Origin of the sequence: Paenibacillus sp. S02 (assembly GCF_019454065.1) — a bacterium.
GTDB classification, from domain to species: domain Bacteria; phylum Bacillota; class Bacilli; order Paenibacillales; family Paenibacillaceae; genus Paenibacillus; species Paenibacillus polymyxa_B.
The window spans coordinates 1,948,169-1,970,642 of the sequence record NZ_CP073682.1 but is presented as its reverse complement, the minus strand read 5'-3'; the positions used below and the strand labels follow the sequence as shown (position 1 = coordinate 1,970,642).

The following is a 22,474-nucleotide window of genomic DNA, read 5'->3' as shown; positions in this document are numbered from 1 at the left end:
GTCTTCACGGATGTGTAAGCCGTGGGGATAGCCCTTTTTCCATTTTCCCCGGTTCCGGTTGTTCCTGCTTTCACCTTTTCAGGTGGCTTGTATGGGCCGTTACGGGTTGATCCTGCAACCTACAATCGAATCAGACCTGTAAAGCTATTGCTGCCTTCGCTTCCTTTTTTTAAAGAAAGATAAATACGGTTGTCTTCTTTGCTCGCCAAGCATTCATAAAGTCCCGGTTGCACAGAAAGGAACGTCCCTCCCCATACACATTCAGGCTCCAGTCCACCACTTGTGGCTTCCTCCCCTGCTCCAATAAATAGGTTGCCTGAGGGAACCTTCAAAAACAGTCGTACAGCAGGCTTGTCAATATGATCTGTCATCAAAACCTCATAGGTCCCGTCGGCTCCCAGATTCAAAAAAGCTACATTTCCCGCATTCAACTCACCCAGCTCGTCCTCTTCGATAGACCACCAATCCGGATCATCGTCCAAACGATGCTTAAGAGCTTGCGTATCAAATAGGCAAAGAGTCGCCGTATCTGTTGTAAATTGAAATGGACTGCTTGCCGTATTCATCATGCGATCCTCCTGATTTCAGTCAGCGATTTTCCGTTTTTCCACGTCTTACGCTATCCGTATTGCTAAATATTTGAGGGAAAATCTCCCTGTATATAAAGTATAACAATGCTTGCAGAGCCAGACAACATGCTGGACTAACACCCATTCTGCATAAAAAAGCCTTCCCTCACGATGTCGTGAAAGAAGGCCGATTTGTGGATTTAAGCGATGCTAACCTGCTGTTAGATCAGAAAAGACTTAGTAATAATTACCAGCAAAATGAACAATACCAAAATCGCTCCTGTGGATGTCCATGCTCCACCGTAACCTACTTCACCCATGTCTGAATCCCTCCTTGCGTTAAAGCTTACTCTTATCGTATGTAGAAAAGCGGATAACGACAGGGCGAATCGGCAAGTTTATTTGGCATGGAGGAGCCTCTCAGAAAATGGACTGATACGTCTCGCATGAATCGCTAGTCACTCTGGATGACAACTGGCAGAGAATGTCGTCCGTTCTTCGCAGTAACCTGCTCACATCCTTGTACTTCATTTTTTGAAGGAGCGGGGTTTCTAACTGGGATGAAAGAAATTGAGTGGTGCCTATAAATACGACAACATCCAATCCCGGGTTGGTTTCGGTATGTAATAAGTGCAGCAGATCATTCATAGACAGGAATCCGGGAGGGAAAAGGCTGTTGTTTTCTTTCATATATAGAGCTTTTAACATGGAGGTTAACGCCCAGTCACATAGGATTATGCAGCATTGGAGTTGATTGTGCTTGTACAGGATTTGGGCTAGTTTCATGTGGTATTGGGATAGAGTGTGAAAATCCGTTATTGAATTATGTAGGTGTTGTGAGGGTCTGGACGGTTGAGTGGAACTTGGAATAAAGGTAGAAGGAGCTTCTTTCATATCTATTCCTCCAGAGAATTTCAATATTAGTCTTATTACACCCTAAAATAATACTTATAGATATAATCAATGCTAAATATACGATTCTTAATCTCATGTTTACCCAAGAAAATCTTGTCTACACTTTTTAGTATGAAGGGGTGTAGATAAATGCAGGACAAAGAAGTACTAAAGCTAGTTGGGGCTAGAATAAGAGTGTTACGCAAAGAAAAAGGCCTCTCACAAGAAGCTCTTGGGGAAAAAGGTGGATTTCATTTTACATACATTGGACAGATCGAACGTGGAGAAAAGAATGTTTCTTTGATAAATGTAGCTAAAATTGCAAAAGCACTAGACGTAAACTTAGTTCAGTTGTTTTCATATGTAAGCGAGGACCCAAAAATCGTGGAATCTGATGAAGATGTTATACAAATTATTACGATGCTCAAAAAATCGAGTCCTGAGAAAGTACGTTTGGCGAAGAATGTGATACGGGAGATTATCAACTAAAGAAGAATGAAATGTTTCAATTAAGAAAACCAAGCTAGCCCACCTGTGGCTTATAAAGTGTCCTCTATAATGAACATTGGAAAATCCCCGGGTTCAACCGAGAGAAATTCTAGGGTTGCATTTTTTATGCCCGCAAAAAAAGGAGAAAATTATAGACTTATGCTGACACTGTAAAATAAGGGCCATTTAGCCTACATCTCGAAGAAAAGTGGACCTATCCACAGATTACCAAGCATTTGGAGATTCAGAATCAGGTCAAGCGATAGATAAGAAGTATCGTGAGCAAGGCGAATTCGGCTTGTTAGTCCAACAGGGGGAACATGAAGAATACAAGAATCAAGATCAGTATGTGCAACAGTTGAAACGGGAGAATGAAATGCTAAAAAGTGTTTGGAAAACTGGAAGCAGGAGGAGAGCAACAAAAAAATGCTATGATCGCAAAGTTAGCAACCGAATACCTGGTGATCCAACTCTGTCTGTTGTTCGGGGTGTCTAGAGGTGAATATTACGCCTATTTGAAGCGCAAGGATACCGACCGGGATGGCAAGCAAAGGCACTGATTCAAGCGGTATATCGACGCTACGAATGAATTTATGGATACCGCCAGTTCCAATTGTTACTGCTTCACGATCACTGAGTTTGGATGAACCACAAGAAGGCACTGTGGCTCTTGCAGACGCTGGGTATCCGCTGCCAGAAGGTTAGAACAAATAAGAAAAGTTCATTAATTCACTAAACTTCATTTATCTCGTATCATAGCTGATTCCTCAGCCATCCCATACATGTGATAAAAATACCCCTGAAGCTCAATTAATTCACAAAATGTTCCCCGCTCCACAATTGTTCCATCAGCGAATACAAAGATCATATCATATCGTTCTAGCACTGATTTTGACAGCCGATGAGTAACCATCACACAAGTAGTGTTCTCCAAATCCAGTACAGTTTCTTCAATAGCATTTGCCGTTTCATAATCTAGTGACGAAGTCGGTTCATCCATTAGCAATAAGGGAGTATGACGTATCAAGGTTCTTGCAATCGCTATCCTTTGCTTCTCCCCCCCAGACAGTATACTTCCTTTCTCTCCAACCTGGGTATCTATACCTTCTGGCAACTTATTTATTAATGTAATCAAACCGGATTTTAGGATTACGTCAGCGATCTCATCATTTGAATACGTTTGGTATAGTAAAATATTATCCCTAATGTTGCTATCGAATAAAAAAACATCCTGATGTAGTACAGACTCCAATCGGCACCACTCCTCAACATCAATCTCCTTTAAATTCACATCGTCCACACTAATCGTACCTTCATAGTTCTCATACTGTTTCATAAGGAGCCGTAACACAGTTGATTTTCCTGATCCGCTCGGCCCTACCAAGGCGTATTTTTTTCCCTGTTGCAATTCCATATTCAACCTGTGAACATTAAAACTGTTTTCTTTATAACCAAAAGATACTTCTTTTAGTGAAATCTTATTCTTAATCGTCGGTTTGTGAATGTACGCTACATCCTGATGCTCTGTATGTAAAAAGTCTGTAATCTTTGCCGATATATCACGTAATGATTTAATCTGAGTTATATATTGAATGCTCATTTGTATTGGATTGACGATACTATTGGTCAATTGTACACAAGCAATCATGGTCCCTAAGGTAATAAGCTGCCGTAATGTGAGAAAACTACCGATGATAAACACCGAAATAAACATAAAGCCGCCGAAAACTTCACTTATAGAGGTAACCCATGCACTCAATCTCAAAAATGCATATTTATTTTTTTCTACTTCCCTATTAAGATGATCATATTGCCCCTTGACATACTTCTCAATGCCAAAACTCTTAATTACTGCGAATCCTGAATACATATCGTTCGTATTAATTATGAATTTCTCTACAGCATCGGCCACTTTTCTCTTTCGATTTACCAGTTTTTTCTCAAACATACGAGGGATAAACATGGATAAGAGCGTTAACAAAAGAAGACAAATTACAATAGTAGGACTGAGCAGAAACATGCCAACTAAGGATGCTGAAAACGAGATACACATTCCAATTAACGAGAATATGTTTTTAAAATAGTCATCTTCAATCATCTTGATATCATTACTAAAAATAGATATATATTTAGCACTGTTATAAGCAGAAAACTGAGTCAGGCTTTTATTCATAATATGTCCGAAAACAACTTCTTTCAAATATAACATCGTCTTCTGAATATAAGAAGCATGGAACAAATTAGTTAATAGCCTAAGAATTGCACCTATCACAATAAAAGATAAGGCCAAAATAGCTGTCCCGACAAACTCTTGCTCGCTCCCTACGGTAACAACGTCTACCAGGTCTTTGAAGATAAAGGCCATATACATATTCATTAGACTCGACAGAATAATAAATGTGATGAGCAACATTAACTTGTATCTATACTTTAGTAAAAATACAATCATCACTTAGCCCCCGTCATAATAAACATAGTATTCATTTATTTCACTGGTCGCCACGCTATGATATATTTATATTACTATTTTGCTGAAGAATTGTAGCCTTACACATTAATAATCCCTCTACGTTTTGCGGCAATTACAGCCTCTAATCTGGAACTAACTTTGAATTTATTAAAAATATTAGTTAAATAATATTCAATTGTCCGTTGGCTGACACAGAAAATAGTAGCGAGTTCCTTGTTACTTTTTCCCTCAGCAATCCACTCTAAAATAGAACGCTCCTTGTTGTTAAGCGGTACATAATCCATCATTCCTTCATGGTGATGCAGCTGTTGTAACAGAGATACGGGTAAAACGGCGATTCCATCCAATGCACTTCGAACAGCTCGAATCAATTGTTCTGAGGAAAATTCTTTATCAATAAATGCTATAACTCCCATGTGTAATAACTTATCTATCATTGTATACGTATGAACCTGACCGACAAATAGTATAGGTATAGCCTGAATCCCACGTATATGCTCTAATTCTTCCAAGATAATCTTATTCAGATAATAAATACAGAGATTAAAACTATATTTCACCATTTCCTCTGCAGCTTCGATTGTAGAGGCGACACGTGTGACACAAAAATATCCTTCTTGTCCAATAAATGACTTAGTAACCTCACCTGATTCAAGATGATCATCCATAAGTAATATGCTATACATTCATCTAACCCCCTATGCATTGTATACATACTTATTCGATTTTTCGAGTAGAGAAATAACCGCCTGTTAACATAAGACAGGCGGCCATAGATGTTTAAGGTTAAGATTTATACATAATACAGCCATGTTTATTATCTACCCAGCAAAAACCAGCTGGTACAACTGAGCTTTGAAGTGCTTTAGGCTCAATAATCCAACGCATTTTCCTCACCTCCTTTCAAGTCACAACAGATTAGATACAGACAAAGGTGAGGCTTACAATTCAAGTCGATAATAATTAAATCTTAACATTTCGTTTAAATTATATTTGTATTCACAGCAAACAGGCTGCTTGTCATTACTTTCAAATGCTTGTTGCGCACATCCTCCACCACACAAAGGTAGAACAGAACAACTTCGACATTTTTCAACTTTATAGGGTGAATAATCAAGCCACTTCTCTGCACGTTGATCTAAATTTATTAAATTACTAATATGACCTATGGTATACTTGGGGTTTCCTACGGTATTCCAACATTTTTGAATCCATCCATCTGGCTGCACAACGATTGAATTGGCTGCAATAGCAGCACAGATAACAGGAGCATACTGAGGGTAATAGGAAATGTTTAGCCCTTTTCTTAACGCTTTCTCGTACAAGCTCAGGATGATTCCCGAAAACTCCTGATTCGCAAAGCAGCTACCGCTACTTGAACAGCCTCCCGCAACGTAGTCGGTGGTAGCAGAGAAATAGATGCTAACCTTTTCCTTGAAGTCTTGTTGCATTATATAATCCATATATTCCTCTAATGAATCTACATTATGGAGATCCACATTTGAACGTATACTTATGTGAATTAGATCACATGTTTCTCTAATATTTTCTATAATTTGATCAAATGTCCCCTGTCGGTTCTCCAGAACTCTTCTTTTATCATGATTTGATTTGTTACCATCTATTGTAATCTGAATATTTTTCAAGCCCAAATCCCTCAAAACAGCAGCACGCCTCCTAGTAAGTAAATATCCATTACTTACCATATCGTGTGACACTTCGATGTGTTTTTCCGCAGCCATTGCATTCATTTTCTCCATAAGAAGGGTGACCTTCTTAAACTCAAGAAGCGGCTCTCCCCCCGTCCAATTTACAACTACATGCTTCAAATCTGAAGCCTCCATAGAGGTTTGTACATAATTCAAAATATCTTGCTGTACTTGAGTTGTAAATGAACGATTACCCGATTTTTCCGTTAGGTTCTCGAAACAATAAGAGCATCTAAAGTTACAATTAAAGGTAGGCAAAATAGTGAGGTGTAATGTGTGTTTCTGATACCTTGTTGCAGTAAACAGTTTCTCCATTGTCTCCAACTCATCAATGGGATGCATGTATATAAATTGTCCCTGAATTAAATGTTCCAACTCTTCACAATGTATAAGGTGAGAAAAATCCTTATTAACAAGAGCATCATACAAATCCTTTTTTATTTCTCCCAAACCGTTAGTTAAACTGTTATATATTAAATACTTTCCATCATCTACCCCATCCAGTTTCAAGTACTCGTTGTAAGATGAGATTTCCATATTCATTCCTCCCAATCTTAGTATTAGGTACTAGATTGACTTCATTTTCAGCGCATAAAAAAATTTCCATTAAGCGGATAATAATCATTCATATATTAATATATTTATATTTTACCATTAATTTTCGGGAAAATCACCGTAAATTAACCGCAAACCACAAAAAATAGTTTTTCCCGATTAGTCTCCCGTTTATTAGTTAATAAATAATTTAAAAGTAAAGTCCTCACACTATCAATTATAATTGTTGAACATTATGCGAATTTTTAGTAACGGTGCCAAGGACTACATTGTCTATACCAATCACGAAAGGGCCCCTCGAATGTTCTCGCGTAGACCACGTCTCATTTTTCCAAGCCACTTATGGCTTACCTTGGCAAAAAACCGGGCGAATCCAGGAGATGAACTGAATGTCCTCGGTAGGATCTATATTTAGTAGCCTCCTAGGTATTCTCTAATTCTTCAATTGTTACTGTTTTCCTCTATGCTAGAGACAAAATATCCAACAAAGACGATCGCAATGAATGATGCCCCGATAATCAATAACATGCGCGTGTCTGGATTGAACTACATTCCAACCATCACTTGCGACAAGAAGAGAATTGTGATGTAGTTGCTGATTGGGAAAAAAAGTGACCTAAAGGGAGGATCACCTATTTCGTTCTTCCACTGAATTTAAATTAAATGATTGCCAATGTAACCCCAGGTAAGAGGGCTTGTCAATAATTTTATGTAAAAATTTGTTATATATTACTACATAGAGAAGGATACTCTTTTTTCGAAGATGTTGACCGGCACGGTATGAAAGAAAACAGACAATTGACTAGTGAGAGAGGGGGAAAACTTTGCTAAAGCTGATGAGTTATTAGCAAAGAAATAGTTGACTCTAGATATTTTATAACACGAAAATAGTGTGCCAAAGGACAAAAATCTAGCCTTCAAAATCACACAGTTCAAAATATCCATCATTATTTTGGTTTTTACGATTGATGAGGCAGAGTCTTTCAAAATTTTTATGTAAACTCTTATTGATTGAATCCCCCGGGAGGGGGATTTCGCATTTCTAATGTAGGTGGTCGCCAACTCGTTTCCGGGAAGAAAATGGAAAGTTGTAGCAACATCTGGCCCCAATTCTGAATGCGCCCCGTCCATTTGCGGGTGACATCCATCGTCGCCAGGCAGAGCATTTTAAGCAGAGCTTTATCGGTGGGAAAGATACTCTTGCCTCTCGTCACTTTACGCAACTGCCAGGGTAGCTTTCGATCATGTTTGTAGTGTAAATCAGTTTACGGATCTCCGGTGGATAACTAAAAAAGGGCGAAAGTTCTTCCCCGTAGTTCTGCCAGGAACGTACAATGATCGGGTATTTTACACTCTAGATTTCCTCGAAACATTCCAGCTCCAACTGTGCGCCTTCCTCGGTAGTTGCCTTGTAAATCGGCTTCAGATCGGCGGTGACTTTCTTGAGATCTTTGTAAGTCACGTACCGGGTGGAATTGCGAATTTAGTGAATGATGCACTTTTGAATTTCAGTCTCGGGATAGCAGGCGGCAGTGGCCCTAGAGAACTCACTCAGGTTATCCACACAGATGAAGAGAATGTCCTGAACCCGGCAATTTCTCAAGTCATTCAGCACGCTGATTCAGAACTTGGAGGATTCGTTTTCGTCCATCCACATGCCCAATATATCCTTATTACCATCCAAATCCATGCCGATGACCATGTAGGCCGCTTTGTCCGCAATGGCCCCATCTTGCTTCACCTTGAAGTCGGTAGGTCCATGTATACGATGGCGTACACGCCTTGAAGTGGCCGCTTCTGCCTTTCCTTGATGAGCGGAATGATCTTGTTCGTGACACTGGAAATGGGCGTCGGGGACACCTCGACGCCGTACAGATGCTGAAAGTGATCCTGAATTCACGGATGCTGACTACTTTGACGTACAGGGCCATGATTTGGTCTTCAATGCCCGTTACGTTGGGCTGATGCTTCTTAACAACGACAGTCTCAAATCCATCCAATTGATCCCGAGGAACAGCAATCTCTTGTTCGCCGTACTCACTCCCCACCGTAACCATTCGATTACTTCCATTTACTAGGTTTAGGAGTTTGCACAATCTATTTTACAGACTCATGAGACACTCTTTTTCAATAATGTCCAAGGCTAATGATGAATGACACCTTCACCTAGTCTTTTATATAGCAGAAACCTTTGGTTAATAAAACCTATTTATCCCCCTATAACCCTTACTTCCAAATCTCGTCTGCAATCTCTTTAATGAAAGCAAGCTTTTTCCACTGCTGTTCTTCTGTCAGAATATTGCCCTCTTCTGTCGAAGCGAAGCCGCATTGTGGGCTGAGGCAGATGTGGTTGATGTCGACGAATTGAGTCGCTTCCTTAATACGGTTAATAACCGTCTGCTTGTCTTCCAGTTCACCCGTTTTGGAGGAAACGAGGCCCAGTACGACCTGCTTTTGATCTTTCAGATGCTTAAGCGGTGTGAAATCACCTGCACGGTCGGTATCGAATTCGAGGTAGTAGCCGTCGATGTTGTCGATGTCGAACAGAGTTTCGGCTACAGGCTCATAGCCGCCAGAAGATGCCCAGGTGGAATGGTAGTTACCACGGCATACGTGAGTCGTAACGACCAAATCGGCTGGAAGATCCTTCACCGTTTCCTGATTCACACGGGCAAACAGCTTTTTGGTATCTTCCACATTCTCACCCGCATGCTGTCTAGCTTCCCAATAGTTTTTATCACAGAGCATACCCCATGTGCAATCATCCAGTTGCAAGCTGCGGCAGCCCTCATTGTACAACGCTTGAATCACGGATTTGTAAGCTTTGGCGATATCCGTCACCAGCTCATCCAGATTGCTGTAATACGTATCGGTTGTTTCTTTATTTTCTCCACGCAACAGCTCGGCCAGGAATTGCGCAGGTGCCGGGATTGTTTGGCGCGCGATCGCATCCTCTCCTGCTACTTGCTTCAGGAATTTGAAATCTTCAATGAAAGGATGACGGGAATGTCCGATTTTACCGGACAAGCGTGCGGTTTCCGCTCTTGTTTCCACACCTTGGAATTGGTAACCGTTCGAAAGCTGTACCTTTTCCACGCCGTCCAGACCCCACATAAAATCAAGATGCCACCAGGAGCGTCTGAATTCACCGTCTGTCACAGCTTGAAGTCCTACGGATTTTTGCTTTTCCACTAGCTTGATAATTTCGTTATCTTCAATCTTTCTCAGCTCGTCCGCAGAGATTTCATTATTTTGAAATTGAATTCTGGCGTCTTTAATCGCTTGCGGGCGCAAAAAGCTGCCGACCATATCATGTCTAAAAGGGGTCACTTTACGTTGGGATGCATTGTCAAGGATGCTGCTCATTAGGGTTATCTCCTTTTTCGCTTCTGTAGTGAAGTTCTTGTAAGAAAGATAACATACATTTTCAGTTATAAGGTAACTCCAATAAACTATAGCTAGTTATAGCCTAAGGCTATATCCAACCTTTTATTCCCCTATCGCCTCATGCAACGCTTCTACATAGACGGTAGCCAGCTTGGAGAGCGCAGCGTTTTTATGGCAAATCCATCCCACATTAATAGACTCATCACATTCCAGAGGGACGGAAATAATGTCGTTACCGTTCAGATCCGCACTGATCACCCCGGTAGAAATCGTATAGCCGTTCAAGCCAATGAGCAAATTAAAAAGGGTCGCCCGGTCATGGACACGAATGCTTTTGGGATGTGACAACGTACTGAGAATCTCCTCGGAAAAGTGAAAGGAATTGTACTCCCCTTGTTCAAAGGACAAATACGGATACGGATGAAGCTGATCAATGGTCACGATAGACTGTCGGGATAGCGGATTATTGGCACTGATAAAAATATGCGGCTTGGCCGTAAACAGGCTATTGAATTGCAGATTCGCATCTTTTAGCAGCTTGTTAATGACCTTGGCGTTAAATTCGTTCAGATACAGGATTCCAATCTCACTGCGCAGGCTTTTGACATCCTGTATGATTTCATGGGTTTTGGTCTCTCGTAAAGCCAATTCATACTCTTCTTGACCATATTGATTCACCAGATTCACAAATGCATTTACAGCAAAAGCGTAATGCTGCGTGGACACAGCAAAATGCTGTGGTGAAGGCTTGGCATCCAGATAGCGACTTTCCAGTAACTCCGCCTGCTCAACGACCTGGCGTGCATAACCGAGGAATTCCACGCCTTCCTTGGACAAAGAAATCCCCTTATTGGTACGCTCAAAAATGGTGATATGAATTTCTTCCTCCAAATCACGAATCGCGTTCGACAGACTGGGCTGGGAAATGAACAACCGCTTCGCCGCCTCATTCATGGAGCCACGATTGGCAACCTCAATGACATATTTTAATTGTTGTAAGGTCAATGCATGATGTCCTTTCCGTTTGTGTTTCTTCTATTATATAATACATAATCACACTTCTGGAAAAGGGATAATTGTTGCTTAAATGAAATCAGCCTCTCCCCTAAGGTTTAAAAAATATAAACACCTCCCTAAATGGAAATCTTCCATTTCAAGGAGGTGCTTTTTCACGGCTGCTTTAATTAACGAATTTCACCGTTTGTGGAGATCAGCTTTTGATACCAATAGAAGCTTTGTTTACGAATACGACGCAGATCCTTGAGATCAAACTCCTCACGATCCACATAGATAAACCCATAACGCTTGCTGGAGCCCTGATGGGTACTAACAAGATCAATCGCAGACCACGGACAGAAGCCGAATACTTCTACACCGTCTGTAATAGCCAGTTGAATCTGCTCAATATGCTTCTTGAAAAAGTCAATGCGGTAAGGATCATTCACTACATCCCCTTCTTCAAGCTTGTCAAAAGCGCCCAAGCCGTTTTCTGTCACGATTAAAGGCAAGTGGTAGCGAGAATAAATTTGGCGTAATGTGGTTCTAAAACCGACCGGATCAATCTCCCAACCAAACTCTGTCGTTTGCAGGTTGGGGTTGACGGAACCTCGATATGCTCCGGGTTCACCCACAATTTCATGCTGATCTCCTGTATGTGAAAAATCATTTCCGTCATCTAAGCTTTCTCCTACGGTTTGAGAGGTATAATAGTTAAATGCGATAAAGTCCGGGTTCCCCTTCGCTAAAATGTCCATATCCCCTTCTTCAATGATAGGCTCATAGCCTTTCTCGACCAAATAGCTCCACGCAATGTGATTGTAACGGCCAAATACAGCCATATCCAGATAGAGCCAGTTGCGAATCGCTGCATAGTTATCAGCCGCCAGTGTATCTTCCGGCTTGGAACTGGCTGGATAGATAACCCCGATATTCGGCGCTGGTCCAATTTTCGCGTCAGGTAGCATTTCATGGCACAATACCATTGCTTTCGCCTGCGCGACTAACATATGATGATTTTGTTGATACAGTACCTTTTGTGGATTTTCCAGACTTGTATCTAATGTGCCAATAGAACCGGGATGAAGAATCAGCATATTCTGCTCATTAATGGTTAACCAATATTTCACCCTGTCTCCAAAGTTCTCAAACAATGTTTTGGCATACTGTTCGAAGGCATCAATCGTCTCCCTCTTCGACCAACCGTCTTGTTTTTCAAGAGCATAAGGCAGATCAAAATGATACATAGTAACAATCGGTTCAATTCCGTATTTAATTAGTTCGTCAATTAATGAGCTGTAAAACGCGATTCCCTTCTGATTAACTTCACCTGCGCCCTGGGGATAAATACGTGTCCAAGCAATAGAGAAACGATATGCTTTAAAGCCCATTTCAGCCATCAGAGCTACGTCTTCTTTGAACATATGGTAATGATCACTGGTTACCTTAAAATCAGTGACCCCTTCGACGTGATTAGCCATGTCAATGACAGAAGGTCCTTTTCCATCTTCGTCCCATGCACCCTCTACTTGATAAGCGGAAGTGGAAGCTCCCCAGAAAAAATTTTCAGGAAATGCCTTCAATTGATTATGTTTCATGATATAGTCCCTCCAGTTATAGTTATATCCTTCTGATGTTCGCAATTCATATATGTCATGATGATGCTTGCCAATATCACACAACCAAAGTTAACAATACTTCATTTTTCTGGACCTGCTCCTGATTTGTCTCAAATACGTCCACTTTATGTTGCGTAAGTGTGACGATGACAGGCGTTACGATTTCGTATCCCGCTTCTATAATCTGTTCCCTGTCAAACTGAATTAGCAAATCACCCTGTTTCACGCTGTCGCCTTCTTTAACCACTGGATTAAAATGCTTCCCTTTCAGCGCAACGGTGTTAATTCCGATATGAATTAATATCTCTGTACCCGCATTGGAAGTCAATCCTATGGCATGTCCTGTGGGGAACAGCGAGGTTACGACTCCATCTATTGGGGCTACAACCTCACCGACAGACGGTTCAATGGCTAATCCTTTTCCCATGGCCCCTGTAGAAAATGCAGAATCATTTACTTGACTCAATGGTGTGGTCCTGCCTGTGATCGGGCTGTATATCGTTTCTTTCTTGATATCAACGGCCTTGGTTGCTGTAACAACAGGCTCTGGTTCTGCTGTTTTCACGGATTCAACTGTTTCTGGGGCCTCCCCCTTCACCTTGCTTTCATATCCAAAAATAAGGATCAGCATCGTTGCAGCTATAAATGAACATGCAATGGCGATAACGTAAACTAAGGTTGGCGTATATACTGGAATTGCAAAAATGTTGTGAAAAACATAAGCCGTCATTTTCACTCCAAAATATCCATTGATAGCTCCGCCTAGAGCGCCTGCGATAATGACAATCGGAATGACACGTTTATAACGAAGCACCAGACCATACACAATCGGCTCTGTCACACCAGCCAGCAATCCTGTAATACTCGTGGAACCGGCAAGAGTTCTAAGTGTTTTATCTTTTCTCGCCTTCAGGAAGATACCAAATGCGACACCAATTTGAGCAAATACAGCTGCTGCAGCCATCGCCTCAATCGGATCACCGCCAACACCGATATTTTGAATCGTAATGGGTGTAAAACCCCAGTGAAGTCCGAAGACGACCATAAAGGTCATAAAACCGCCAAGAACAATCCCTGATAAAATTCCACTTACACCGATTAACCATGTCACACCTGAAGAAATCCAATCTCCTACCCCTGTACCGAAAGGTCCGAAAGCCATCGCAGATAGCGGAACCATAATCATTAAAGCCAGCATCGGAACTAAAAATAGTTGTAAATCCTTAAGAATGATCTTCTTCAAAAACTTATCCACCAACGCATATATGCTAATGGATATGAAAATCGGGAAAACACTGGCGGAGTAGTTCATCATGACCACCGGTATTCCTAAAAACGATACATCAGAGCCTTTGTCCATCAGCCCCGTAAAGTTGGGTTCCATGAGAGCCGCACCGATCACACCAGCTACATAAGGATTCGCCTTCAGCTTTATACCAAGCGTGATCCCAAGTAAAATCGGCAAAAAGTAAAACACAGCATTCCCTGCAGCAGACAGGATCATATAAGTATCACTTGTTGCAGACATCCATCCCAGCAAGGTCAAAACCGTCAGGAGTGCTTTTATCATTCCCGAGCCCGCCATCGCCGGAATCAACGGGGAGAAACTGCCGGAAATAACTTCAAAGATTGTGGATATGACCGATGTTTTTTTACCACTGGATTCACTCGCTGTAGAGGAATTCGATCCAAAATCCCTGTTTTTCATAATCTCCGCATATACATAGGCAACATGGCTGCCAATAACAACTTGAAATTGTCCTCCGCTTTCAACAACTGTAATGATCCCCTCGTGCTTCTCAAGCGCTTCTCTTTCAGCTTTTCGTGAGTCCTTCAGGTCAAATCGGAGTCGTGTAGCACAATGGACAAGCCCATTGATATTTTCTTCTCCTCCAACGAGACGTACGATGTCTTCGCCCATTTTCTTATGGTCCATGTTCATTCTCCTCTTGGGCAGATTGCCTGAAAACAAAAAAATACCTAAACGAGAGGCCTATATGATCAAAGAAAATGATCACTGCCATTCATTTAGGTATCGCCTGCTTAACCAGTAACAATCCTTATATTTAAGTTGTGAGCCTACTATAAATCACTTAGAAATCGTTTGCAAGCTTTTTTTTCTAAGAAGTAGCCATATCGTTTCTGGAGGTTACACGCTGTATATGAATCGTCAAATACACTTTTTCGTCAATTGACATAGCACTTTCATGCTTTAATTCCAGATATTGATTGATTAATTGGGTGCATTGAAAAGCCCTCTCATATTTATCTTTGACTTGGTCATACAAGAAATTATCCCCTGAAGCTAGTTGTTCTTGTTCATTGCTCAGCAATCGTTGGGCAAAGTACTGCAAATGAGTAATAAACCGGGAATAATTGAACGAAGTTTCATCCAGTGTAATCTGATAGTAATCGGTTACAATGTTGAAAATGTCATCAATGACCTCGGTGATCTCAACCGTTTGTTTCATTCCCTGACCGTCTTGTCTTGCATTTACAAAATGCATAGCAATAAAGCTTGCTTCATGCTCATCCATTTGGATGCCAAATTGAGCATGGATGATGTCCAATGCATTCATTCCGATCATAAATTCTTTTTTGTAAAATTTTTTAATTTGCCATAAGAGTGAATTTTTAAGTCCCACGGATTTTCTGTATCGAGAGATGGCAAATTGAATATGGTCAATCAGAGAAATATAGATATTATCACTAAAAATATCTCCCATTTCCTTTTTTGCGCCGCCTACAATTTCATCCGCCACCTTTAAATACTCTACAGATGTTTCCCCAATAAGATCTATTAATTTTTGTGGAATTTTATCCGACTTTAATACAAAGGTTTTTTCTATTTTTTCCTCATCGACCCTCTGACCATTTTTCTTTTTAAAGCCCAGGCCATTCCCTATGACAACAAATTCATGACCCACCTGATTTTCGACTCGGATGACATTGTTGTTAAAAATTTGCCGGATGATCATTTATCTGCTCACCTCATTGATGTAATGACAAAGTTTGTAATAACAAAAAAAACCAAATAACGACTAAATCAATTAGTCATTATTTGGGTATCGCCTGCTTACCAGTAACAATCCCGAAGGGCACTTCACCCCTCATTCAATTACCCTTACTATACCGCTTTCAATACAGAATAACAATACAAACATGCCAAAAAACCGCCAAACACTCGGAATCCTTTGTGCTTAGCAGCTTTTGGGTTCATGCTTAACTCTCTTTCTCTTTGCAAAACACCTCTTTGGCAACCTGAATAGCTGAGGCTGCCCGGGGCCATCCTACATAAAAGGCAAGCTGTGTAATGACCTCAACCAGTTCTTCCTCCGAAATCCCGTTCTCCTTGGCCAGTTTCAGATGATACGGAAGTTGATTTACATGCTCACCCGCTACCAATGCGGAGACGGTGATGAGACTCCGTTCTCTGAGAGATAGCTCACTTCTTCTCCATACATCTCCAAAAAGAACATCCTCTGTATAACCTACAAAAGCGGGAGCAAAATCACCGATCGTTTCCCGAACACTCGATCTGATCAATTTATGCTTCATACAATCATCTGGGCAAGTCCGTTGCCAAAGGACCAATCCTCTAATTCAGTCTCTATCAGTGTCACAAATACATCCTCCGGTCTAATCTTACATTCAATAGATAAGAGCTCCGCTAACTTTTGGTAGAAACTCTTTTTTTGTTCCGTAGTTCTACCCGTCCCCATTGTAATTTGGATATACAGCAGCTTGTCTGTTCTGGGTACATTCAAATAATCGGGACTATAATAAAACTCGCTTTGCTTATGAGCATGAAAAACCTGAAAGTAATCTTTTTCCGGAACCTGAAAATGTTCGATCAAAGCGTTCATGATACAGCGGCTAATCCAAGGCAGCTCTTGCTCTGTGTATTGCTGCTCCATGTAGCCAACTCGTACAAATGGCATGTTCATCTCTCCTATCCGTTGGGATAAGATAATTGTACTCCCCTTGCTTTCATCTGTATAATTGAAAATAATCATAAATATATTCAATTTGACCGATGGAGATGAGCATGCGTGGATCTGAAAGAATTAACTACATTTCGTACCATAATCGAAGAAGGAACGTTTTCAAAAGCTGCTGCCAAATTAAACTACGCTCAGTCTACAGTCACGAGCCAAATCCAGAGGCTAGAGAAAGAGCTGGGATTTCAACTTTTTAAAAGGGGTTGGGATGCAGAGTTAACGTCCCCAGGCAAACTATATGCCGAGGAGATAGACGGGCTTATTCAGCATTGGAATTTTGTAATGGACCAGGCGAAGTCTCTGAAAAAGGAGGAGATTGGCACGCTCCATATCGGTGTGATTGAAACGGTGGCGGCTACTGTACTGCCCTTGGTTCTGCAGCAGTTTCGAGAGCATAAACCGAATATTACGTGCCATTTTACAGTTGGAAACACGGATGCACTCGCAAATGCTTTGGTGGACGGTACACTGGATTTTGCAATCTCTGGGGAACCTCACTCGATTCCTTCCTTACACTTTGAACCCTTGTATAACGAACACATCGCCTTTATTGTGTCCCGTAATCATCCCTTCGCGGCAAAAAGTGAGCTTCAGCTGGAGGATTTGTATGAATATCCGCTTATAGCGGGAGGGAAAAACTGCCTGTACCATATCCGACTGGAAAAAGAGCTTTCCCGCTTCCCGTCGATGCCGTTTTTTTATACTGTCAGCCAAATTTCGTCGATCCCCTCATTCGTAAAAACGATTCCTTCAGTTGGAGTGGTTCTATCGTCAATGCCTTTGCCGAAGGAACTGATCACCGTCCCCCTCCAATTAACAGACTCGAATATTCCCATTGGACTGCTACAAAACAACCATCACCAGCAGTATATGTCTTCGGCCCGAAAGCTGTTTATGCAGTTGGTTAAGGAGCTTTGTAGGCTATAGCTCAATGCAATAACTACTAATAAGCTATATAGGCAAAGCCGACACCTTTGCATAAAGAAAAAGCCGCTAAACACTCAGAAACCTGGTGTTTAGCGGCTTTACTATTTTGAAGGCCTAAGGAAATGTGGCCCTCTTTTTATTTTTTTACTCCTGTGATACCCGTTATTTCGCTTCGAGCGGTTTTTTCCACAATCCCAGAATGAGCGCGGAAATCACGGAACCAATCGCGACTGCAAGCAAGAACAGCAATGCATGGTTGGCAAGAGCTGCTACAAAAATTCCGCCATGTGGAGCTGGAAGATTGATTTGCCAGAACTGCGTCAGACCACCAGCAATCGCTGAACCTACAATACAAGAGGTCAGGACACGCAGAGGATCAGCAGCTGCGAATGGAATGGCTCCTTCCGTAATGAAGGACAATCCAAGTACATAGTTCGTCAAGCCAGACTTGCGCTCTTGCTCAGTAAACTTATTTTTGAAGAACGTCGAAGCTAATGCGATCGCCAACGGAGGTACCATACCACCCGCCATAACAGCCGCCATCATAGCTCCGTTCGTGTTACCACTGGAAGTAAAGACACCGATCGAAAATGCGTAAGCTGCTTTGTTAAAAGGTCCACCCATGTCAATCGACATCATTCCGCCTAGAATCAGACCCAAAATAACTGCATTACCTGTTCCCAAATTGTTCAGAACATTGACAAGCCACGTGTTAATACCACCAAAAATCGGATCGAACAGGTAGAACATAATCGCGCCTGAAATTAGGAGTCCAAATACAGGGTATAACAAGATTGGTTTTAAACCATCCAGCGCTTTCGGCAGACCTGCAAAAGCTTTACGCAGGAAGATCACCACATAACCAGCCATGAAACCAGCTGCCAGACCGCCAAGGAAGCCTGCATTAGAGTTTACAGCCATCAGACCCCCAACCATACCTGGCATCAGTGCCGGGCGATCTCCAATGCTCATCGCGATAAATCCGGCCAGTATCGGAATCAGGAAGTGGAACGCACCTGTTCCACCGCCAATTGTCTGCAACAGTTGGAACAATACATTGTCTTCTCCTGCCACTTGTTCAATCAAGAAGGAAATTGCTAACAAAATCCCCCCGCCTACAACGAATGGCAGCATATGAGAAATACCGTTCATTAAATCCTTGTAGATTTTGCTGCCCACGCTGCTCTTCTCCGCTTTCGACTCTTCAGCACTGCCTTTACCTTCACTTCGATAAATTGGGGCATCGCCGTTCAGCGCTTTGCGGATCAGTTCCTCAGATTTACGGATACCGTCGCTTACCGGTCTTTGCAATACAGGTTTACCGTCAAATCTGGCCATTTCAACCTTCTTGTCAGCTGCGACGATTACACCTTTGGCACGGCGAATTTCATCCGCTGTCAGTACGTTTTGTGCGCCTTCCGAGCCATTCGTCTCTACACGGATATTTACACCCATTTCTTTCGCTTTCTTAATGAGAGCATCTTCTGCCATAAACGTGTGTGCAATGCCTGTAGGACAAGCGGTCACTGCAACCACAAACTCGTCAGAATTCGGATTGCCAACGATAACGTCTGGCGTTTGCTGTGCTTTGGCAGCCTCTTTTGCTTTCTTGGCAGCTTCTTCTTCCGCCTGCTTGGTATCAAACAGCATAGCTACTTCATCCGGTGTTTGCGTTTTCATAAGGCTCCCGATAAAATCGGTATCAATCAACAGCCGGGAAAGGGCAGCCAGTGTGCGAAGATGCGTATTTGCTGCTCCCTCCGGAGCCGCAATCATAAAGAACACTTTTGCCGGCTCACCGTCCAACGATTCGAATTCTACACCTTTACTGCTTTTGGCGAAAACGACAGTCGCTTCATTCACGGCTTTGGTCTTGGCATGCGGCATCGCAATGCCGCCGCCGATTCCAGTGCTGGACTCTGCTTCACGTTTGTAAATCATTTCTTTAAACAAGGCACGGTCATTAATACGTCCACTTGCTTCGAGACTAGAGATGAGCTCCTCAATCGCCTCGTCTTTTGTCGTCGCCTGCAGGTCCATGATCATCGTTTCTTTAATCATCAGGTCTGTTATTCTCATTTTTCACACTCTCCTAAGTTCGATCAGCGTGTCGAGACACGCATAATAAGCTCATGATGCAGCTGGATTACCGTTTTGAAATCGTGACTTGCGGTCGTAATTGTTCAATCTTCTCTCTAGTAGCCAGATCATCGGAGAACGCAGTTGCGCTTCCGGATGCCACTCCTGCACGGAATGCTTCGATCGGATCGCCATGAAGAGCCAGCGTACCCACGAATCCAGCAATCATTGAATCACCTGCGCCTACAGAATTTTTCACCGTTCCTGCTGGTACATTTGCGTGATACACTTCATCTGCCGTAATGAACAAAGCCCCTTCTCCTGCCATGGAAATCAGTACATTTTTTGCACCTGCTTCCAGCAGCTTACGACCGTAAGTGATGATCTCCTCCTTTGAATGAATAGTTACGCCAAACAACTCAGCCAGCTCATGGTGATTCGGCTTGATGAGCAGCGGTTTATGAATCAGTGCCTTCATCAGCGCCTCACCTGTGGTGTCGATGACGAATTCAGCTCCAGTTTGCTGGCATACGCTAATCAGCCGATCATAGAAGTCTCCTCCAAGTGACGGCGGGATACTTCCTGACAAGACGACAATGTCATTTTTCTGGAGTCCCGCCAGCTTTTGCACCAACGCATCGGCCTCTTGCTCACGAATCGCAGGTCCCAAACCGTTAATTTCCGTTTCATCGCCATGCTTGAGCTTAATGTTAATCCGTGTGTCATCTTCGATAATTACAAAATCAGTTTTAATGGATTCTTCCCGCAATGTATCGTCGATAAACCTGCCTGTGAATCCTCCGAGAAAACCAATCGCCGTGCTATCTGCTCCCAACTGGTTCAGTACACGTGATACATTAATCCCCTTACCACCTGGCAATTTTAAATCACGTTTCATCCGGTTCAAATCACCAAGCTTCAAATCGTCAACTTCCACGATATAATCAATGGAAGGGTTCAGCGTTACTGTATATATCATTGTTATCCCTCGATTATCTTAGTTTTCTGAGCGATGGATCGGCGTGAGCGTTCTGGCATCGATTCGGTAATAAGTATAGCTTCCTTGAGCTCGAATAGTTTGGCGAAGGTTACTTCTCCAATTTTGCTAGAATCGGCCAACACATACGTTTTGCCAGACAGCTGATGGGCTCGTCGCTTGATTAGCGCCTCTTCAGGATCAGGAGTCGTATACCCCATTTCCATATCCACCCCGTTCGTTCCTAGAAAGCACTTGTCGAATCGAAAATTGTCCAAATTTTGTAGGGCAATACTCCCAATTACGGCTTTGGTATGAATTTTCATCATCCCTCCCAGTAGATAGCTTCTGATTCTTTTGCTTACCAGTGCTTCTACGTGAGATAGACCATTCGTCACGACCGTCACGTCTTTAGCTTCAATGTAAGGAATCATCGCCATCGTTGTTGTTCCCGCATCCAGATAAATACATTCGCCATCCAAAATTTCTTTGGCTGCCATACGGGCGACTGCGTTTTTTTGTTGAACGTTTTTGAATGTTTTTTCTTCCATGCCAGGTTCCTGACTTTTCTGATTCAGTAAGGTTGCCCCACCATGAATCCGTTTTAACAACTGACGGCCCTCAAGATCTATCAAATCGCGCCGAATTGTTGATTCAGAAGCTCCCAACAAATCAGCCAATTCCTGCAACTTTACAACACCACGTTCTTGTAAGCGCTGTATTATCAAATTGTATCTTTCTTCCGTCAGCATTTTCATTCCTCCAACTGTTTATATCGTACCACAAACTTGACAAAAAACAATCATTTTTCTTCAAAAAGATTCAAAAAAATTCATATCTGCTTCATTTTTTTACAAAATGGTGAATTCCCGCTCCAATCATCATGATTGCGTTTACATTTTAAAGAAAATCCATCTGCTTTTATGTAAATTCATTCTTCTTACATAGGAATTCAGCAATAAACGTTCAAAAACGTTCTGATGCATCCATCAGCACCATTTTACCATTAAGCGCACAAATCGTCCCAACCTTCTCTACTCAGAAAAAAGCTAAACACTGGGAACGCTCTCCTCTGTGTTTAGCTAATCGAGACGCTTCATGCTCAGTCCTTAACGATTCCAATGACGAAACCGTCATACCCCTTGCTCCCCACGGTTTGGATAGCTGTAGCTGTAATTCTTGATTCTTCAGCCAGCATATCATAAAACTTTCTTACTCCCTGCACGCGAGGGTCTGTGCTATAAGCTTGAATTACTTCTCCTTCACGGATAACATTATCACCGATAATAACGGTGCCAGGACGCGAGAAGCAAAGTGCCCAATCCAGATAAAATGGATTATTGGGTTTATCCGCATCGATAAAAATAAGATCAAAGGGGTCAACTTCCTCCTCTTTCATCTGTGCTAACTGCTCCAAAGCTTCTCCCTCCCGAAGTTCCACCATTCCATCCAACTGAGCCAACGATATATTCGACCGGGCAATTTTAGCATGGATCGGGTTGGCTTCCAGCGTAACTATTTTTCCACCCTTCGGCAACGCCCTTCCCAACCAGATTGTACTGTAGCCTCCCAAAGTACCGATCTCCAGCACACGTCGCGCTCCCTGCATTTGAGCAAGGATATTTAATAGCTTTCCCTGATTGGGGGATACATCATGCGGAGGTAGTCCCGCCTTTTGGTTAGTAGCCAATACTTGTTCCAAGATAGCATCATGCGGAATGAGACTCTCCGAGATATACTGGTCTACTTGATCCCACGTGTTCGTTTGATTCATTCGCTCCACTCTCCTTTGGATTAACTTAC

The 22,474-nt window shown here is 42.2% G+C and carries 20 protein-coding genes and 2 pseudogenes; 4 read left to right on the top strand and 18 right to left on the bottom strand.

The features are described from left to right. Positions 1 to 119 precede the first annotated feature (119 nt). On the bottom strand, positions 120 to 569 hold the full coding sequence (locus KAI36_RS08680; RefSeq protein WP_220027512.1) for a DUF6386 family protein: 450 nt from the start codon (positions 567 to 569) through the stop codon (positions 120 to 122). A 221-nt stretch (positions 570 to 790) separates the two neighbouring features. Then, entirely contained in the window at positions 791 to 889 is a 99-nt protein-coding gene (locus KAI36_RS08675) for a hypothetical protein (protein WP_014599622.1), read from the bottom strand. A gap of 724 nt (positions 890 to 1,613) precedes the next feature. On the opposite strand from KAI36_RS08675, the gene KAI36_RS08670 reads away from it, so the two are divergent. From KAI36_RS08670 to KAI36_RS08665, 3 genes are all read left to right on the top strand, one after another. Continuing rightward, complete coding sequence (locus tag KAI36_RS08670; RefSeq protein ID WP_220027511.1) at positions 1,614 to 1,952, top strand: helix-turn-helix domain-containing protein; 339 nt, start codon at positions 1,614 to 1,616, stop codon at positions 1,950 to 1,952. Between the two features lie 431 nt (positions 1,953 to 2,383). Continuing rightward, positions 2,384 to 2,512, top strand: a complete 129-nt coding sequence (locus tag KAI36_RS27200; protein ID WP_258296382.1) for a hypothetical protein — start codon at positions 2,384 to 2,386, stop codon at positions 2,510 to 2,512. After that, entirely contained in the window at positions 2,493 to 2,657 is a 165-nt protein-coding gene (locus KAI36_RS08665; RefSeq protein WP_220027510.1) for a hypothetical protein, read from the top strand. Before KAI36_RS27200 ends, KAI36_RS08665 begins: the two co-directional genes overlap by 20 nt. Positions 2,658 to 2,691: 34 nt before the next feature. Here KAI36_RS08665 and KAI36_RS08660 read toward each other — a convergent pair whose 3' ends face one another. The 12 genes and pseudogenes from KAI36_RS08660 to KAI36_RS08610 all read right to left on the bottom strand — a co-directional run bounded on the left by KAI36_RS08660 (position 2,692) and on the right by KAI36_RS08610 (position 16,629). Beyond that, complete coding sequence (locus tag KAI36_RS08660; protein ID WP_346730203.1) at positions 2,692 to 4,365, bottom strand: ABC transporter ATP-binding protein; 1,674 nt, start codon at positions 4,363 to 4,365, stop codon at positions 2,692 to 2,694. Between the two features lie 134 nt (positions 4,366 to 4,499). Next, positions 4,500 to 5,108 (bottom strand): response regulator transcription factor, encoded by a 609-nt coding sequence (locus KAI36_RS08655; protein WP_220027508.1) that lies wholly within the window; start codon positions 5,106 to 5,108, stop codon positions 4,500 to 4,502. Positions 5,109 to 5,363: 255 nt separating this feature from the next. Then, the gene (locus KAI36_RS08650) at positions 5,364 to 6,668 is read right to left on the bottom strand and encodes a radical SAM/SPASM domain-containing protein (protein ID WP_220027507.1); all 1,305 of its coding nucleotides are present in this window, start codon (positions 6,666 to 6,668) and stop codon (positions 5,364 to 5,366) included. 459 nt (positions 6,669 to 7,127) lie between these two features. Beyond that, positions 7,128 to 7,337, bottom strand: a pseudogene (locus tag KAI36_RS27680) (amino acid permease); the annotation flags it as partial. A gap of 391 nt (positions 7,338 to 7,728) precedes the next feature. After that, positions 7,729 to 8,737: pseudogene (locus KAI36_RS08645) on the bottom strand (IS256 family transposase); the annotation flags it as partial. Between the two features lie 175 nt (positions 8,738 to 8,912). Next, on the bottom strand, positions 8,913 to 10,052 hold the full coding sequence (locus tag KAI36_RS08640; protein WP_220027506.1) for a 5-methyltetrahydropteroyltriglutamate--homocysteine S-methyltransferase: 1,140 nt from the start codon (positions 10,050 to 10,052) through the stop codon (positions 8,913 to 8,915). Positions 10,053 to 10,175: 123 nt separating this feature from the next. Beyond that, positions 10,176 to 11,078, bottom strand: a complete 903-nt coding sequence (locus tag KAI36_RS08635) for a LysR family transcriptional regulator (protein WP_023987954.1) — start codon at positions 11,076 to 11,078, stop codon at positions 10,176 to 10,178. A gap of 179 nt (positions 11,079 to 11,257) precedes the next feature. After that, positions 11,258 to 12,667 carry a glycoside hydrolase family 1 protein gene (locus KAI36_RS08630; protein ID WP_220027505.1) on the bottom strand — a complete coding sequence of 470 codons (1,410 nt, stop codon included), beginning with the start codon at positions 12,665 to 12,667 and terminating at the stop codon, positions 11,258 to 11,260. Positions 12,668 to 12,743: 76 nt separating this feature from the next. Beyond that, positions 12,744 to 14,624: a beta-glucoside-specific PTS transporter subunit IIABC gene (locus KAI36_RS08625; RefSeq protein ID WP_220027504.1), complete on the bottom strand. Its 1,881-nt coding sequence runs from the start codon at positions 14,622 to 14,624 to the stop codon at positions 12,744 to 12,746. A gap of 184 nt (positions 14,625 to 14,808) precedes the next feature. Next, complete coding sequence (gene licT / locus KAI36_RS08620) at positions 14,809 to 15,666, bottom strand: BglG family transcription antiterminator LicT (protein WP_028542871.1); 858 nt, start codon at positions 15,664 to 15,666, stop codon at positions 14,809 to 14,811. 244 nt (positions 15,667 to 15,910) lie between these two features. Further along, positions 15,911 to 16,246 (bottom strand): carboxymuconolactone decarboxylase family protein, encoded by a 336-nt coding sequence (locus tag KAI36_RS08615; RefSeq protein WP_134904364.1) that lies wholly within the window; start codon positions 16,244 to 16,246, stop codon positions 15,911 to 15,913. Then, complete coding sequence (locus KAI36_RS08610) at positions 16,243 to 16,629, bottom strand: tautomerase family protein (protein ID WP_220027503.1); 387 nt, start codon at positions 16,627 to 16,629, stop codon at positions 16,243 to 16,245. Before KAI36_RS08610 ends, KAI36_RS08615 begins: the two co-directional genes overlap by 4 nt. Positions 16,630 to 16,740: 111 nt before the next feature. Here KAI36_RS08610 and KAI36_RS08605 point away from each other — a divergent pair, with 111 nt between their 5' ends. After that, positions 16,741 to 17,616 (top strand): LysR family transcriptional regulator, encoded by an 876-nt coding sequence (locus KAI36_RS08605; protein ID WP_220027502.1) that lies wholly within the window; start codon positions 16,741 to 16,743, stop codon positions 17,614 to 17,616. Positions 17,617 to 17,778: 162 nt separating this feature from the next. On the opposite strand, the gene KAI36_RS08600 is transcribed toward KAI36_RS08605, so the two are convergent. The 4 genes from KAI36_RS08600 to KAI36_RS08585 all read right to left on the bottom strand — a co-directional run bounded on the left by KAI36_RS08600 (position 17,779) and on the right by KAI36_RS08585 (position 22,445). Continuing rightward, positions 17,779 to 19,695: a PTS fructose transporter subunit IIABC gene (locus KAI36_RS08600; protein ID WP_220027501.1), complete on the bottom strand. Its 1,917-nt coding sequence runs from the start codon at positions 19,693 to 19,695 to the stop codon at positions 17,779 to 17,781. A gap of 67 nt (positions 19,696 to 19,762) precedes the next feature. Beyond that, positions 19,763 to 20,674 (bottom strand): 1-phosphofructokinase, encoded by a 912-nt coding sequence (pfkB, locus tag KAI36_RS08595; protein ID WP_220027500.1) that lies wholly within the window; start codon positions 20,672 to 20,674, stop codon positions 19,763 to 19,765. 2 nt (positions 20,675 to 20,676) lie between these two features. Next, positions 20,677 to 21,423, bottom strand: coding sequence for a DeoR/GlpR family DNA-binding transcription regulator (locus KAI36_RS08590; protein WP_071640183.1), 747 nt, complete (start codon positions 21,421 to 21,423; stop codon positions 20,677 to 20,679). Between the two features lie 350 nt (positions 21,424 to 21,773). After that, a complete protein-coding gene (locus tag KAI36_RS08585) occupies positions 21,774 to 22,445 on the bottom strand; it encodes an O-methyltransferase (protein WP_220027499.1) in 672 nt (223 codons plus the stop codon). Positions 22,446 to 22,474: the final 29 nt, after the last annotated feature.

What these genes read in the sequence shown, in the direction of transcription:
- licT (WP_028542871.1), bottom strand. Translation starts at nt 15,666, where the DNA reads ATGATCATCCGGCAAATTTTTAACAACAATGTCATCCGAGTCGAAAAT.
- KAI36_RS08585 (WP_220027499.1), bottom strand. Translation starts at nt 22,445, where the DNA reads ATGAATCAAACGAACACGTGGGATCAAGTAGACCAGTATATCTCGGAG.
- KAI36_RS08660 (WP_346730203.1), bottom strand. Translation starts at nt 4,365, where the DNA reads ATGTTGCTCATCACATTTATTATTCTGTCGAGTCTAATGAATATGTAT.
- KAI36_RS08680 (WP_220027512.1), bottom strand. Translation starts at nt 569, where the DNA reads ATGATGAATACGGCAAGCAGTCCATTTCAATTTACAACAGATACGGCG.
- KAI36_RS27200 (WP_258296382.1), top strand. Translation starts at nt 2,384, where the DNA reads ATGATCGCAAAGTTAGCAACCGAATACCTGGTGATCCAACTCTGTCTG.
- KAI36_RS08675 (WP_014599622.1), bottom strand. Translation starts at nt 889, where the DNA reads ATGGGTGAAGTAGGTTACGGTGGAGCATGGACATCCACAGGAGCGATT.
- pfkB (WP_220027500.1), bottom strand. Translation starts at nt 20,674, where the DNA reads ATGATATATACAGTAACGCTGAACCCTTCCATTGATTATATCGTGGAA.
- KAI36_RS08650 (WP_220027507.1), bottom strand. Translation starts at nt 6,668, where the DNA reads ATGGAAATCTCATCTTACAACGAGTACTTGAAACTGGATGGGGTAGAT.
- KAI36_RS08670 (WP_220027511.1), top strand. Translation starts at nt 1,614, where the DNA reads ATGCAGGACAAAGAAGTACTAAAGCTAGTTGGGGCTAGAATAAGAGTG.
- KAI36_RS08625 (WP_220027504.1), bottom strand. Translation starts at nt 14,624, where the DNA reads ATGGACCATAAGAAAATGGGCGAAGACATCGTACGTCTCGTTGGAGGA.
- KAI36_RS08615 (WP_134904364.1), bottom strand. Translation starts at nt 16,246, where the DNA reads ATGAAGCATAAATTGATCAGATCGAGTGTTCGGGAAACGATCGGTGAT.
- KAI36_RS08600 (WP_220027501.1), bottom strand. Translation starts at nt 19,695, where the DNA reads ATGAGAATAACAGACCTGATGATTAAAGAAACGATGATCATGGACCTG.
- KAI36_RS08630 (WP_220027505.1), bottom strand. Translation starts at nt 12,667, where the DNA reads ATGAAACATAATCAATTGAAGGCATTTCCTGAAAATTTTTTCTGGGGA.
- KAI36_RS08655 (WP_220027508.1), bottom strand. Translation starts at nt 5,108, where the DNA reads ATGTATAGCATATTACTTATGGATGATCATCTTGAATCAGGTGAGGTT.
- KAI36_RS08610 (WP_220027503.1), bottom strand. Translation starts at nt 16,629, where the DNA reads ATGCCATTTGTACGAGTTGGCTACATGGAGCAGCAATACACAGAGCAA.
- KAI36_RS08640 (WP_220027506.1), bottom strand. Translation starts at nt 10,052, where the DNA reads ATGAGCAGCATCCTTGACAATGCATCCCAACGTAAAGTGACCCCTTTT.
- KAI36_RS08665 (WP_220027510.1), top strand. Translation starts at nt 2,493, where the DNA reads ATGGCAAGCAAAGGCACTGATTCAAGCGGTATATCGACGCTACGAATG.
- KAI36_RS08590 (WP_071640183.1), bottom strand. Translation starts at nt 21,423, where the DNA reads ATGCTGACGGAAGAAAGATACAATTTGATAATACAGCGCTTACAAGAA.